Below are 15,296 nucleotides of genomic sequence, written 5' to 3'. Positions count from 1 at the left end.
AAAATGGCAATTTCAAAAGAACTTAAAAATGAAATCATCAAAGAATACGCTATTCACGAAGGAGATACTGGATCCCCTGAAGTGCAAATTGCAGTTCTTACGTATGAAATCAACCACTTGAACGAGCATGCACGCGTTCATAAAAAAGACCACCATTCTTACCGTGGTTTGATGAAAAAAGTTGGACACCGTCGTAACTTGTTGGCTTACTTGCGCAACAAAGACGTTGCACGCTACCGTGAACTGATCCAAAGATTAGGTTTGCGTCGTTAATTTCGTGGCTAAGACATATTAAGCGAGATTCCACTGTGAATCTCGCTTATTTTTTGGGATTTTTCGGACAATGAGTGCAAAAATGCTGAGCAATCAGCTATAATGGAATGAGGCTCCCGCTCTACAGACCGCTACTATACAAATGTGAGCTTATAAGCGTCGGTAGGTTGACATTTGTTTAGTAGTTGGTAGATGGGAAGCATCGCAAAAGGAGAATGATAACATGTTAGAAAAAAAAGTGTTCCAAATGGACTGGGCAGGTCGTTTGCTGCAAGTCGAAATCGGCCAATTGGCTAAGCAAGCCAATGGTGCGGTATTGGTCAGATACGGGGATACTGTCGTATTGACGGCTGCTGTCGGTTCAAGAGAACCAAAAGATACCGATTTCTTCCCATTGACTGTGAACTATGAAGAAAAAATGTATGCAGTCGGTAAAATACCTGGAGGATTCATCAAGCGTGAAGGTCGTCCAAGTGAAAACGCAACATTGACTGCACGTTTGATTGACCGTCCGATTCGTCCGATGTTCCCTGAAGGGTTCCGCAACGAAGTGCAGATCACAAACGTTGTTATGTCCGTTGAACAGGATTGCGCACCGGAAATGGCTGCCATGTTCGGTTCTTCATTGGCATTGGCGATTTCCGACATTCCGTTCTACGGACCGATCGCTGGAGTGAATGTTGGCCGTGTAGACGGCGAATATGTTTTGAATCCAACCGCTCCACAAAATGAAGCATCCGATATCGAGTTGACCGTAGCCGGTTCGAGAATTGCCATCAACATGGTTGAGAGTAGCGCTGCGATGGTTAATGAAGAAGATATGCTTGGGGCATTGATGTTCGGCCACAAAGCAATCCAGGAATTGTGCGATTTCCAAGATAAAATCGTAGCCGAAGTCGGCAAGGAAAAAATGACCGTCAAGCTTTTGACTTTAAACCCTGAACTTGTGGCGGAAGTGACCACTGCTTACGGTGAAAAAATGACGACAGCCATCATGACAGAAGAAAAATTGGCTCGTGAAGCCGCTATTGAAGATGTGAAAGCTGAAGCAATCTTGTTCTTCAACGAAAAGTATCTGGATGACGCCAACTTTGCTCAAATCTCCAAAGAAGTACGCCAAATCGTGGAAGACATGGAAAAAGACGAAGTGCGCCGTTTGATCACAGTCGACAAAATCCGTCCAGATGGCCGAAAAATCGATGAAATCCGTTCATTGGCTTCCGAAGTCGGCTTATTACCGCGCGTACACGGTTCCGGCTTGTTCACGCGTGGACAGACGCAAGCGTTGTCTACTTGTACATTGGCTCCACTGGGCGAACATCAGATCATCGACGGCCTTGGCATGGTCGACAGCAAGCGATTCATCCACCATTACAATTTCCCGCAATTCTCGGTCGGCAGCACTGGTAGAGCAGGAAGTCCTGGACGCCGCGAAATCGGCCATGGTGCTTTGGGTGAACGTGCGTTGAAACAAGTTATCCCGACAGAAGCTGAGTTCCCTTACACAATCCGTTTGGTTTCGGAAGTATTGGAATCCAACGGGTCCTCTTCACAAGCAAGCATCTGTGCCAGCACGTTGGCAATGATGGATGCGGGTGTGCCGATCAAAGCACCGGTAGCGGGTATCGCGATGGGCTTAGTGATGGAAGGCGAAAACTATACAGTTTTGACGGATATCCAAGGACTTGAAGATCACTTGGGCGACATGGACTTCAAAGTTGCCGGAACAAGCGAAGGTATCACTGCGTTGCAGATGGACATCAAAATCCAGGGGATCACAGAACAAATCCTGACTGAAGCGTTGATGCAAGCGAAGAAAGCGCGGATGGAAATCCTTGCTGAGCTGACCAGCACGATTGCAGCCCCACGCGAAGAACTGTCCCAGTATGCTCCGAAGATCGAAATGATGCAAATCAAACCAGATAAGATCAAAGTCGTCATTGGTAAAGGCGGAGATACAATCAACAGCATCATCGAAGAAACCGGCGTGAAGATCGACATCGATCAAGAAGGTAACGTGAGCATCGCTTCAGCTGATACTGCGATGATCGCCCGCGCTAAACAAATCATCGAAGAGTTGACGCATGAAGTCAAGGTCGGTGAAATCTACGAGGGTACTGTAAAACGTATCGAAAAATTCGGTGCATTCGTTGGAATCACAAAAGGCAAAGATGGCATGGTCCATATATCTGAATTGGCTAACGAGCGTGTCAAAGAAGTTGAAGATGTCCTAGCCATCGGAGACAAAGTGAAAGTCAAGGTCATTGAAATCGACAGACAAGGCAGAATCAATCTTTCCCGTAAAGCACTATTGACTAAGGAAGAAAAGTAAACTGCTCATAACAGAATAATACTGCACGCAAAGAACAGGCATAACCTTCACAAAAAGGCGATGCCTGTTCTTTTTGTTGATGGTAGTTAAGGTCCTTTCCCGTGGGAAAGCTTGCCATAATTATTCTAATAATCCTGACTTATAGAGTAATGTTGATTAATTATAGATTTTAATATTAAATTAATGAATTTTTTTCATAAAAGCGTTATTATTAGGTAAAGAGAAACATATTTTTACGCCAACAGTAAACAGATATATTTTTTACTTATATCGTCCTCGTAAATGTAAGCGCTTTTAAATTTTTTATGTAGTTCGTGAAGCTTCTGTGTAAGTTTTTATAACAAAGAATGGTATCATCAATATTATCGAAAAACCCGTTGCTCAATCACAAATAAGCACAAAATCGATACTCGGACAGCGCGAAGAAGCAGAGAAATCAAACGCAGAAAGCAGCAAAGTGGCTGATCCGCTTCCGTTTGACAGAAGGGAACAACAACAAAACAGTAAAGGATGAGTGCAATGGTGCCAGAATCTATTTTCTCGCAAGGTCAAATGCCGACGCTTAAAGAAGTGTTGGCTTCAAGGGAACAACGTGCCTTTTTTGAAGAGGAAATCAGCAAGACGAACGCAAATCAGACATTGATTTCCCTTAAATGCAATATTCCTGGACCCGTCAAATATAATGCCATCGTAAGACAGATTTCTGAAATCGGTATCCAAGAAGTTAAAAATGCAATCCAAAAGAATAAATGGAAAGTTACTTATGAAAAATTGATGGATTTGGATACAGGACCAGAATACTTTGTTGTCGTTGATACCTATCCAACAGCCGTGAAGCAAGCCGCCATCATGATAGAAGACGGCAGTTTACTCGGGCAACTGTTCACGATCAATGTATTCTATCTCGAAGAAGGCAAGATGATCGAGGTGCAGCGAATGGAAATCGGCTATGAACCGAGAAAGTGCATGATTTGTGGGGATGAAGCCTTCGAATGTGAAAATAAGAATGTACACACCAGGGAAGAAATCCAGAAAAAAATCGAATCCATTCTGCAGGAGGATGGGAGAGTACGTTTGGATTAACACCCCTTATTTTCGAGTTGGATAATTAAAGGCAAAGCTTATGAGCGTCTAAACGGATAAAAATAAATCAGTAACCATTTCGCATTCCAATCAGAGACCTTCGATAGGGACTCTGATTGGAATGTTTTTTACGTAATTAAAAAATAGATTAAAAAATTCTAATAAAGTGTGGTAAAATGCTTAAGTGAAGGATCTTTAAATCCTAAAAAATAGTTAATACAGAAAATGAATGAGTGAGGGATCAATGATGAAAGAGTATAATGTTGCCATTGTAGGTGCTACGGGTGCCGTTGGAGAAAAAATGCTGGGCTTGTTGGAGAATGCTTCTTTTCCGATAAAAAGTCTGAAGTTGTTGGCTTCTAAACGTTCTGCTGGGAAAGTCAAGACATTCCGAGGACAAGAACTGCAGATTCAGGAAACGACTGATGACTCATTTGAAGGCATCGATATTGCCTTATTCAGCGCTGGAGGCGGCATCACGAAACAATTCTCCCCTGCAGCGATCAAAGCTGGCGCCATCGTCATCGACAATACGAGTGCTTTTCGTATGGACCCGGAAACGCCGTTGGTCGTTCCTGAAGTGAATCCGGAAGACTTGCGCAAACACAAAGGTCTGATCGCTAACCCGAACTGCTCCACTATTCAGATGGTGGTGGCATTACAACCGATCCGCGAAAAATTTGGTTTGGATCGCGTCATCGTTTCCACGTACCAAGCGGTAAGCGGAGCTGGCCTGCATGCTTTGGAAGAATTGAAAGCTCAAACCCAAGCTGTCCTGAACGGTGAAGAGCCGGTTGCGAATATTTTACCTTGTGGTGGCGATAAGAAGCATTTCCCGATCGCATTCAATGCTTTACCGCAAATCGATGTGTTCAGCGAAGGCGGCTACACATATGAAGAGTGGAAAATGATCAATGAAACCAAAAAAATCATGGGCGACCAGGACATCAAAGTCTCTGCAACATGCGTGCGCATCCCTGTAATGTCCGGACACTCGGAATCCGTCTATTTCGAAGTGGACGACAAAAACGTTTCTGTCGCAGATATCTGGAAAGTGTTGAAAGATGCTCCAGGAGTTGTGCTTCAGGATGACACAGCTAATCAAGTTTATCCCACAGCACGTGAATCAGTCGGAAAGAATGAAACATTTGTCGGACGTATCCGTAAAGATGTGGATGTCGACAATGGTTTCCATATGTGGGTTGTTTCCGATAATCTGTTGAAGGGCGCTGCTTGGAATTCTGTGCAGATTGCGGAAAAAATGATTGAAATGGGTCTACTGTAGAACCTTTGAATAACGGATGAGCAAAGCCTCGTCAACTGAAGAATCGGATATGACTGGGCCTGTCAAAGGATGGACTGGGAAGGGTGTTTGGTTAAACCTCGTTCCCGTTCCGTTCCTTTTGGCAGGTCTTTTTTCGTGCAGAAATTTATTTTACATTTTAACTTGTAGAGTGCTTCAATGTAAGTGTTCCACACACTTGCAAAATGTTTGATGCATCTAAGATATTGTCTAGCGGTCCAAGCCTGCCTCTCGGAAATTAGATAAATCTGACCCATTGCGCTCTGCGATGCTCATTCAGGGCCAGATTTCCTAAATTTCTTTCGAGGCAGACCGGGCTTGTCCCGCTTTTCTCACACTTTCAGAAAACCGGAACAGAAACTGAAGCAAATGCTACAATTTTGCCGATAATCATGTATAATATAACAGAGAGGATATCGGTCACGTTTAGCCGGATGCGAAGAAAACGCATTCGCTTGTAGACTCTGAAGACAATTCGGCAAAGTAGCTGCGCTGATTTTCAGGGACGAAAATACGGAGGAAGGCATTCAAACGATCAATATAGATAACAGCATAGAAAGCTGAAAAATAAGAGGTGGTACAATGAGTAAAGTAAGAATAATTTCTCTCGGAGGTGTGAGAGAAAGCGGTAAAAACATGTATTTAGTGGAAGTGGACGATTTAATTTTTGTATTGGATTGCGGTCTTCTTTATCCGGAAAATGAATTATTGGGAATTGACGTCGTCATCCCTGATTTTACTTACCTGGAGGAAAACAAAAATAAGATAGCGGGTATTTTCCTGACGCATGGTCATGCGGATGCCGTAGGAGCATTGCCTTATTTGTTGCAGAATATCGATGCACCCGTGTTCGGTACAGGATTGACGATTGCGTTGGCTAAATTGGCGGTCGATTCCACCGGATTGGCTACGGGATTTGAGGATTATCACGTTATCGATGAGAACACCGAAATTGAATTCGAAAACACCAGTGTCCGGTTCTTCAGAACCACGCATACCATCCCTGATTCTGTAGGGATCTGTGTGAAGACGGAAGAAGGCAGTGTCGTCTATACAGGTGATTTCAAGTTTGATCAAAGTGCATCCCCGATGTATCGGACCGATTACGGCAAAATTACGGATATCGGAGAAGGCAAAGTATTGGCGCTGTTGAGCGATTCCGGTGATGCCGAATCGACTACGGAAAACGTCAGTGACCGCAAGATTGAAGAAGAAATGCTGGATACTTTCATCAACGCTGAAGGCCGTATCATCGTCTCCTGTGTTGCAAGCAACATTTTGCGCATCCAGCAAGTTTTTGATGTCGCTCTCCAAGCGAATCGTAAAATCTTTTTGACAGGACCGACTTTGGTTGAAACAGTCGATGTCGCCATGAAATTGGGGAAACTGGTCTTGCCGACTCCAGATCTGCTTGTGAATGTGAAGAACATCAATGATTACCGTGATGGTCAAGTGTTGATTCTGGAAACCGGCAACAGTGGGGAACCCTTGGAAGCTTTGCAGCGGATGTCCAAAGGCAGACACAAGCAAGTGAACCTTAAAGAGGGTGATTTGGTTTATATCACGACTACACCTTCAACAGCTATGGAAACGACAGTCGCAAAAACCAAAAATTTGATTTATCGTGCCGGTGCGTCCGTGCGTGAAATATCCGGAACATACAAAGCATCCGGACATGCTTCGCCGAACGATCTGAAATTGATGATCAACCTACTGAGACCTGCTTATTTCGTGCCTGTCCAAGGTGAGTACCGAATGCAAGCTGCACATGCCCAATTGGCGAATGAAGTCGGCATTCCGTTCAAAAATATTTTCATCCCTGGTAAAGGTGACGTGATCGAATATGCCAAAGGCCGTATGCACATGACGGGACAGGTCCCAGCCGGGAATGTTCTGATCGATGGGATCGGGGTTGGCGATATCGGCAACATTGTCTTGCGCGACCGCAAACTATTATCGGAGGATGGCATCTTCGTTGTCGTTGTGACGATCTCCAGAAGACTGAACAAAATCTTGTCGGGTCCGGAAATCGTTTCGCGTGGCTTCGTCTATATGAAGGCGAGCGAAGAGCTTGTCAAAGAAAGTTCGAATATCGTCCGGGAAGTAGTGGAAGATAACCTGCACACGAAAGACTTTGATTGGGCCAAGTTAAAACAAGAGATACGTGATTCGTTGAGCCGTTATCTTTTTGAAAAGACGAAGCGCAAACCGGTCATTTTACCGATCATCATGGAAGCATCCAATTATCAGAAGAAGAGCTGATGCCCGTTTGCCGTAAAGGCAATGAAACGGATCGTTGTTGAAAAGGAGAGATTCATCTTTATGGGTTCTAATAGTACGAAGGCTTGGATCGAGGCAGCTCTGTTTGCTGTCCTCGCAATCGCCTTGGCATATGTGGCCATGCCATTTGGAGAATACACTATTGTTTTTGCTTTGTCACCGTTGCTTTTCATTTCTCTCCGCAGAGGAATATTGCTTGGACTGGTTTCTGGAATACTGACCGGCCTCGTTTTGTTTGCGCTCAAAGGAGAGGGAGCGGATGTTGCTGCAGATATCCTGAACCAAGCCGCACCGTTCGTTTTCGTGGGCATCGCCGGTTTTTTCGCGAAATTCACGCAACGCACATTGAACAATAAACGTTTCCCGAATGCAGCCTTGAATATAGTGACGGCATCCTTTTTCGGAACGCTTGTCTATTTTGTCTGGGCGCTGATCTCGGACATATTCCTCAGTGAGGAAGCAGTTCCAGCTGGTGTTTCTGTTTTTGCGCATTTTCTTCCGGGACAAGCGCTATCGTTTGCGGCAACTTTTGCCGTCAGCGCAGTCGTTCTGGTGTTGATTGCAAAATTCGCTCCTAAAGCGTACATTCCAAAAGGCAGCCGTTTCCTGAGCAGAAAAGAAAAATCGAAACTATTAAATGATTAAAAAATAGAAGGCGAAGGACGGATTTGAATTATCCGGTCTTCGCCTTTCTGTTTTTGTGGGCTCGTGTGCTATGATATGTAGGTAACATGTTTTGTCATTTTATTGATTTGGAGTGGTCTTATGGGTATTTGGTCAATGATATTTACGGCAATCATCGTTTTAAATACAATTGGTGCAATCATCACCGTCTTTAAAGAAAAAAGAGATGTCGCTGCCACCTGGGCCTGGCTGTTGACGTTAAACCTCTTGCCGGTGGCGGGTTTCATCATCTACCTCTTTATAGGGAAAAAGATGTCAAAAGACAACATCTATGATATGCGCACGCAAAAAAGCTTGGGCATGTCCCAGTTGGCGAAGGTCCAGATTGAAATGTTGGAGGATGAGGATCTGGCGCAAGGTTTGGTCGAAACCGACTATGCACAAAAAACAGCTATCCTGTTCCTGGAAAGTGATGAATCCATTTTGACGAAAGGGAATAAAGTTGAAATATTCAAAACTGGCGCAGATGTTTTCGATTCCCTTGTGCAGGACATCTATAAAGCAGAAGATCATGTGCATATGCTTTATTATACTTTTCGCTCGGACGACTTGGGGAAGCGGATTCTGGCGGCGTTGGAAGACAGGGCGGCAGCTGGCGTTGAGGTTCTGGTCGTTTACGATGCAATGGGCTGCAGAGGGAATGATCCGAGATTTTTCAATAATCTTGAAAAATTAGGCGGAAAGACGGAAGTATTTTTTGGTTCAAAAATACCTTTCGTTAATTTGCGGATGAACTATCGGAATCATCGCAAAATAATGGTAGTGGATGCAAAAGTTGCTTATCTCGGCGGGTTCAATATAGGCGATGAGTATCTAGGGAAAGGGGAACTCGGCGAATGGAGGGATACGCATATGAAAATAGAAGGCAATGCAGTCTTGACGCTTCAGAGCCGTTTCTTCATGGACTGGAATGCGGTTGCCAAAGAAAAGAACAGGAAAGATTATGCAGAAGCCTATTTCCCGATCGCCGATAAAAAAGGTAACACGGCCATGCAAATTGTGGCAAGTGGACCGGATGACGAAGATCAGACGATCAAGATGGGTTTCTTGAAGATGATCAGCCAAGCTAAAGAATCCATTTATATACAGACTCCTTATTTTATACCTGACGAGAGTCTGCATGAAATGCTCAAAATCGCAGTCCTATCCGGTGTAAAAGTCAAAATCATGATACCCTCGAAGCCGGATCATCCTTTCGTCTATCGGGCAACGGAGTATTTTGCCAAAGACATCGTCGAGTACGGTGCGGAAGTCTATATGTACCAGAATGGTTTCCTGCATTCAAAGGTGATGGTGGTCGATGATGAAATTGTATCGGTAGGCACGGCAAATATGGATGTGCGCAGTTTCAAATTGAATTTTGAGATCAACGCTTTTATTTACGATCGTGACGTAGCTGAAGAATTAATCGCAAATTTTGATGAAGATCAGAAGAATTGCATCCGTGCAACCCATGATTATTTCGCAAAACAGTCGAAGGGGCGGAAATTCAAGCAAGCTTTTTCCAGATTACTCTCACCGATACTGTAGACCGAAAGCGTATGGAAATTGATCGACAATCAGAATTCAGAAGAAAGGCTCAGCGCGTTGGACAAAAAAAGCGAGAATGCAATTGTGTGATATGCATTCTCGCTTGTTTCAGTTGTCACGGTTTTTTACGTTAATGACATTACCTTGTACTCCTGATTGCTATAGATGGGTATGCCACCAACTGATGAAATTTAACCAAGTTGGATAGCCAAGACTTGACTGATGTTCAGTAGGTAAGTCACTTTTTTATCGGCAGTTGTGAACATGATTTGTCTTTTTGGAGTTACGCGGGAATTGAAAGAACCCCAAACGAGTGATCTGGTATACGATTTCGGTCCATGCTTTTCTTCAATCACGACATACACAGGGTTGTTATTTTCAAAAGCCTGGTTAGCAAAACGGATAACTTGGTGAATCGGCATTACTTTGTCCAAGATGGCTTCATTGATGGAATGGACGGATGAGAGCGGGCGCAAGTATGATTTATTTGAAGGATTCTCATTATTAGTGGATACTGGGTAGATGTAGTTTTGCATGTATGTTCCTCCGAACGTGTGTTTGTCTTGTGTCTTTATTATAAGAACATCTGTTCTTGTTTGCAAGCTTTTTATTTTGCGATCGAACAAAAATTTGAGAGTGCAGATATGTAACTCCACCCACAATTATGTCATATCGGCCGAATATGCCCCTATTTCTTGCATTTTCGATTAAAGTAGTAGTATGGAAAAGAACGTGTCGGGAGCACATTAATTTTGCAGGCGAGGGGAAAATTACATCTATTATCCGGCGGAATTCTCGAAAAAAATAGGCTATATAAAAGACTCTCCAAGAAGGTTCTGGATCGGTGCAGCGTGCTTGGAGAGTGCTGTTCACAAAATGTTCATTTAATATTTTTGAAGAAATTTCAGAAAGTTTCTTCCTATTAATGAAACTGTAATGATTGTTGAAACCACTGGGAATTGCGTATAAATAGATTTGAACGGCCTTTACATTAACTGTATAATGAAAATACTGACCGGAAAGTTTTTTTCCTAAGGAGAATCAAATGAAGGACGGAGGTGGAATGAAAGATGCAAATATTTGATGAAGTAAAAAAGATTGAGCAGGAAGCAGCTGATCTGGAATTGGATTACCAGAATAAGCTGCGCAAACTGGAACAGAACACGCAAGATAAAATAGGCGAAATGAAAAGGAATATCGAAAAGGAATTAGCTACTTTTCAATCCGAAGAACTTGCGAAAAAATCAGAACAACTGGCAATTCTTAAGAACGCTTCCGCAGAAAGTGAAAAATCGGAAATCGAGAAGTTGCAAACTCGGTTTAAAGCGAAAGAAGAAGAACTTGTGAATGCCGTAATTGGGGAGGTGATGAGGAAATATGGCAATCGCTAAAATGAAAAAAGTTACTCTCATTTCTTTTCACGAAAAAAAAGAGCAGTTATTGACGGCTATCCAGACATTGCAAAGCTTAGAAGTCATCGATTTGCCTGCTGCAAAAGAAAATTTACAATCCTTATCGCCTAAAGAACGAGAGTCAATTGAGCAAAACATCAAGAAAACCGAAAGTTATCTGGAGAATGTCACGGAAGCCTTATCTTTCCTGAAGTCGTATCTGAAGAAAGAGTCTTTGATCAAACAGTATACAAACCCTCGACAATCCTTGTCTTTGGAAGAACTGGAAAAGGCTGTGGGCGAATTTTCTTCCGACAAACTTCTGGATAAAGTGTTGGGTCTGAAAGCCGAACAAAAGAAACTCGAAGATGCTAAAAAACATCTTTATGAACAAGAGGATTTCCTGCTTTTATGGAAAAAATTATCATTCAATCCGAGAGATACAGCAGTATTTGAACACATAGCAGTCAAAGTGGGCACGATTCCTCAGACGCTCTCCAACGATTACATCACAAACGTGACTTCCAATCCCTTGGTCTATACGGAAGAAATCTTCCAGAACAAAGAATCTTTTGGAGCGGTGATTTTCTATGATCCGTCACATGTTGTTGATGTAAACGCTTTGTTGGACAGCAATCATTTCCAAGCTTTAACGTATGAGTATGATTTGCCGCCTGCAGAGGCATTGGCCGATGTTCAAAGCCGCATACAGGATAACCGTGAAGCAAACAAACAGCTGTTGGCGGATCTTTCCGAAATGAAAGCAGAAGAGTGGCAGTTGATGCTACTGTCCGAATTTTATTATGCAAAACTGCAACGGATCAAGAGCCAACAATTATTGATCAATGAGAAACATCTCTTCGTAATCCAAGGATGGCTTGAGGAAGATAAAGTCAATGAAATCAAGCTGGCGTTGACTGATACTGTCGCAGAGAATGAATATGCATTGACGGTTGATGATGCTGACACTTCGGACATTTCGGTCATTCCAACCGTTTTGAAGAACAATAAGTTGATCACTCCTTTTGAGAATATCACGGCCATGTACAGTTTGCCGAAATATGACGAAATAGACCCCACACCACTATTGACACCTTTCTATCTTTTGTTCTTCGGAATGATGATTGCGGATGTCGGATACGGTCTGTTGCTCCTTATCGGAACATTGCTGGCATTGAAGTTCCTGAATTTCAATAAAGGTATGCGGAACAATCTGCTGTTCTTTCACATCCTTTCCTATCCAGCCATACTGTGGGGGCTAGTTTACGGCTCTTTCTTCGGAGTTCAATTGCCGTTTGTACTTTTATCTACGAGTAATGACGCCAATACGATCCTGTTGATATCGGTAGTATTCGGTATTGTTCAGATCATGTTCGGTTTGGGGATAAAAGCCTATCTGTCCTTGCGCGACAAAAATCCGCTGGGCGCGATTTCTGACAGCATCGGATGGTTGGGTATATTTGTGGGACTTATCTTCATCCTGTTCGGACAGATGCTTTTCCCTAGTCAGATTCTTGTGACCGTTGGTGCTGCAGTTGCCATCACAAGTGCGGTCGCGATCGTGCTTGCTACAGCCATGGCATCAGACAACAAGGCGTTGGGCGCAGGTGCCGGTTTGTACAATCTCTATGGCATTACCGGTTACATCGGCGACATGGTCAGTTACACACGTTTGATGGCGCTGGGTGTGGCTGGTGGCAGTATTGCGGTTGCCTTCAATATGATCATCGACTTCTTGCCAGTGGCGGCAAGATTCACCATTGGTGCGGTTTTGTTTGTGCTACTCCACAGCGTCAACTTCGGTTTGTCCATGCTTAGTGCTTATGTGCATGGTGCACGGCTTGTGTTCGTCGAATTTTTTGGGAAATTTTATGAGGGCGGCGGAAAAGCTTTGGAGCCGTTGAAGACAGAAGAAAAATACATTAACTTAAAAAATAAAAAAGAAGCTTAGTTACTGGAGGAATTATAAAATGGAAAATATGACATGGTTACAATATTTCATCGACAACAATGGTGGTATGATGTTCGCGGCTTTAGGCGTTGCTTTGGCGGTTGGCTTGGCTGGTACGGGTTCTGCTAAAGGGGTTGGTATGACCGGTGAAGCGGCTGCTGCATTGATCAAGGAACAACCTGAGAAATTCGGTAAATCATTGATTCTGCAACTGTTGCCAGGTACGCAAGGGTTGTACGGTTTCGTTATCGGATTCCTGATTTATCTGCAAATGTCACCTGAAATGACCGTCGCACAAGGTTTGTACTATCTGATGGCTGGTCTTCCTATCGCAATCACTGGTTTGACTTCAGGTATCGCGCAAGGCCGTGTATCTACTGCCGGTTTGCAAATCTTGGCTAAGAGAGAAGACCAAAATACAAAAGGGATCATCTATGCAGCCATGGTTGAAACGTATGCAATCCTAGGATTCGTTATCTCATTCTTGATGGTATTGAACGCTTAATTCTCAAAAGCTCCAGAAGAATGAAAGAAAAAGTAAGGAGATGAGAAAGCGTGAAAGATCTACAATCCTTGTCTGAACAGATTCTTAACAAGACAAAAGCAAAAGGACAAAGCAAGCTGGAGGCTGCTGAAAAAATTTCTATCGCAAAGATAGAAGAGAGCAGATTGACTCTGGTTGAACAACAAAAGGCGCGCAAAGCTGCCATTTTGAAAAAAGTTGGCAACGATTTTGATCGTGAGCAACAAACGTTGAAGAATAAAGAACGCAATGCTGTTTTGAAAGAGAAACAGGTCATCTTGAAATCGGTCTTCCAACAGGCTTTAGAAAAAATGAACACGTGGGATGAAACCCATTTTGCGCAATTCCTGAACGGTGTGCTTGCTCAGGCTGGCGATTCGAAAGCCTACAGCATTGTTCCGGGCGCAAAATCGATCGCCCAGTTTAAAGGGAATGCGTTGCAGCAGCTGTTGGTCAAATATCCAGCTGTCAAGATTTCTGAGGAGTCCATTCCGAATAAAGCCGGATTCATCCTGCAGGAAGGCGGAGTCGATTACAACTATTGCTTCGATGATCTGATCGAAGATGTAAAGAACGACTTTGCAGCAGAGCTGGCGACTTTAGCATTCCAAGACGAAAAGTAAAGGAGGGGCACTATGCAAGAGATTGATTACAAAGGCGTCAATACGATACTTCGCACCTATGAATTAAAAATATTGGCGGAAGCGGATTACGATCGGATGCTGAAAGCCTCTTCTTTAAAAGATGCCTTGGATGTTCTGAAAGGTACCGGTTATGAGTTTGATGAGAAAGAAACACTGATGAATAAAAATTTTGAAGGTTTTCTCATAAAACACCTGGCGGAAGTCTATCAGGACTTGTTCAGCATCACGCCGGTTGCTGAGATTGTGGAATTATTCGCGTTGCGCTATACCTATCACAACCTGAAAGTGTTGCTGAAACAACGTTTTTCGGGTGAAGATCTGGAGCAGCTGTTGATCCCTATCGGCAAATATTCCATAGCCAGTCTGAAGAAATTGGTCGAAACCGGCGACGGCAACGACGAACATCCGATTCTGATAGAAGGGGTTCAAGAAGCGCTCCGCGATTTCGATGAAGGGCATCGTATCGAAGCGGCTACTATCTTTATGGACACTTATTATTTCAGGCATCTGCGTTCCATCAGCGACAAACTTCAACATCCGAGCATCGCGAAAATGGTAGATGGCATGATCGATCTCTATAACCTTTCGACCATTATCCGAAGTCTGAAACAAAATAAGCCCCGCGGTTTTCTCTATACGGTTTTATCCAGTTCAGGTTCAATTTCGAAACGCGATTTGATTGAAGAATCGATCAACGGACCAAGCGCGGTCATGCGCAAGCATTATTTCAGCAAAGAATACGGCGCGCGCTTATCTGATATGATTTCCGATACAACAAATGAAGTAGACACACAGAAACTGGATAAACTCGTTGATGAACTGACCTATGAATTGATTGCGGAAGGCTTGTACCAACCGTTCGGTCCGATTCCTTTGTTGGGTTATCTGTTTGCCAAAGAGAAGGAAGTCACTAATATCCGCTTGATTTTGGTAGGCAAAGACAATCAGATAGATGAACAAATATTGAGAGAAAGGATGCGACCTATATATGGCTCATAATATTGCAGTTGTGGGAGACAAAGATTCCATCCTTCCTTTTAAGATTTTGGGTTTCGCTGTATTTGCATGCCATAATGCCCAGACTGCCCGTGAAACGGTAGATCGTCTGGCGATGGAGAATTATGGGATCATTTATCTGACGGAAGAAATGGCAAAAGAAATACCTGAGACAGTGAGCAGGTATGACAGCAGAGTCCAACCAGCCATCATTCTGATTCCGAACCATAAAGGTACGTTGAATATCGGAAAAACCCGCATTCAGGAGAATGTAGAAAAAGCAGTTGGACAGAATATCTTATAATT

The 15,296-nt window shown here is 43.4% G+C and carries 14 protein-coding genes; 13 read left to right on the top strand and 1 reads right to left on the bottom strand.

The window, feature by feature from the left end:
• The first annotated feature begins 3 nt into the window (after window positions 1-3).
• The 7 genes from rpsO (at window position 4) to cls (ending at window position 9,485) form a co-directional block, all read left to right on the top strand.
• Window positions 4-273, top strand: coding sequence for a 30S ribosomal protein S15 (rpsO, locus tag TES5_RS11710; protein WP_068562194.1), 270 nt, complete (start codon window positions 4-6; stop codon window positions 271-273).
• 223 nt (window positions 274-496) lie between these two features.
• Window positions 497-2,605: a polyribonucleotide nucleotidyltransferase gene (pnp, locus tag TES5_RS11705; protein ID WP_068562180.1), complete on the top strand. Its 2,109-nt coding sequence runs from the start codon at window positions 497-499 to the stop codon at window positions 2,603-2,605.
• Between the two features lie 519 nt (window positions 2,606-3,124).
• Window positions 3,125-3,688, top strand: coding sequence for a citrate lyase holo-[acyl-carrier protein] synthase (gene citX, locus TES5_RS11700; protein ID WP_068562179.1), 564 nt, complete (start codon window positions 3,125-3,127; stop codon window positions 3,686-3,688).
• A gap of 244 nt (window positions 3,689-3,932) precedes the next feature.
• Window positions 3,933-4,973 carry an aspartate-semialdehyde dehydrogenase gene (locus TES5_RS11695; RefSeq protein ID WP_068562178.1) on the top strand — a complete coding sequence of 347 codons (1,041 nt, stop codon included), beginning with the start codon at window positions 3,933-3,935 and terminating at the stop codon, window positions 4,971-4,973.
• A 600-nt stretch (window positions 4,974-5,573) separates the two neighbouring features.
• Window positions 5,574-7,253, top strand: coding sequence for a ribonuclease J (locus tag TES5_RS11690; protein WP_068562177.1), 1,680 nt, complete (start codon window positions 5,574-5,576; stop codon window positions 7,251-7,253).
• Window positions 7,254-7,313: 60 nt separating this feature from the next.
• Complete coding sequence (locus TES5_RS11685) at window positions 7,314-7,916, top strand: energy-coupled thiamine transporter ThiT (protein ID WP_068562176.1); 603 nt, start codon at window positions 7,314-7,316, stop codon at window positions 7,914-7,916.
• Between the two features lie 120 nt (window positions 7,917-8,036).
• Window positions 8,037-9,485 carry a cardiolipin synthase gene (cls, locus tag TES5_RS11680; protein ID WP_068562175.1) on the top strand — a complete coding sequence of 483 codons (1,449 nt, stop codon included), beginning with the start codon at window positions 8,037-8,039 and terminating at the stop codon, window positions 9,483-9,485.
• A 191-nt stretch (window positions 9,486-9,676) separates the two neighbouring features.
• Here the strand turns inward: cls and TES5_RS11675 are convergent, their stop codons facing one another.
• Window positions 9,677-10,021: a hypothetical protein gene (locus TES5_RS11675; RefSeq protein ID WP_068562174.1), complete on the bottom strand. Its 345-nt coding sequence runs from the start codon at window positions 10,019-10,021 to the stop codon at window positions 9,677-9,679.
• A gap of 534 nt (window positions 10,022-10,555) precedes the next feature.
• On the opposite strand from TES5_RS11675, the gene TES5_RS11670 reads away from it, so the two are divergent.
• From TES5_RS11670 to TES5_RS11645, 6 genes are read left to right on the top strand one after another with little or no spacing between them, the layout of a single operon-like run.
• On the top strand, window positions 10,556-10,876 hold the full coding sequence (locus TES5_RS11670) for a hypothetical protein (protein WP_068562173.1): 321 nt from the start codon (window positions 10,556-10,558) through the stop codon (window positions 10,874-10,876).
• Window positions 10,863-12,827, top strand: a complete 1,965-nt coding sequence (locus TES5_RS11665; RefSeq protein WP_068562172.1) for a V-type ATP synthase subunit I — start codon at window positions 10,863-10,865, stop codon at window positions 12,825-12,827. The genes TES5_RS11670 and TES5_RS11665 overlap by 14 nt, the downstream gene beginning before the upstream one ends.
• 28 nt (window positions 12,828-12,855) lie before the next feature.
• A complete protein-coding gene (locus TES5_RS11660) occupies window positions 12,856-13,332 on the top strand; it encodes a V-type ATP synthase subunit K (protein ID WP_369813496.1) in 477 nt (158 codons plus the stop codon).
• A gap of 50 nt (window positions 13,333-13,382) precedes the next feature.
• On the top strand, window positions 13,383-13,973 hold the full coding sequence (locus TES5_RS11655) for a V-type ATP synthase subunit E (protein ID WP_068562170.1): 591 nt from the start codon (window positions 13,383-13,385) through the stop codon (window positions 13,971-13,973).
• A gap of 12 nt (window positions 13,974-13,985) precedes the next feature.
• Window positions 13,986-14,993, top strand: a complete 1,008-nt coding sequence (locus TES5_RS11650) for a V-type ATPase subunit (RefSeq protein ID WP_068562169.1) — start codon at window positions 13,986-13,988, stop codon at window positions 14,991-14,993.
• Complete coding sequence (locus TES5_RS11645) at window positions 14,983-15,294, top strand: V-type ATP synthase subunit F (protein ID WP_068562168.1); 312 nt, start codon at window positions 14,983-14,985, stop codon at window positions 15,292-15,294. The genes TES5_RS11650 and TES5_RS11645 overlap by 11 nt, the downstream gene beginning before the upstream one ends.
• Window positions 15,295-15,296 lie beyond the last annotated feature (2 nt).

This window comes from Trichococcus sp. ES5, assembly GCF_900067165.1.
GTDB classification, from domain to species: domain Bacteria; phylum Bacillota; class Bacilli; order Lactobacillales; family Aerococcaceae; genus Trichococcus; species Trichococcus flocculiformis.
The sequence above is the reverse complement of the archived record's forward strand: the minus strand, read 5'-3'. Positions and strand labels throughout refer to the sequence as shown.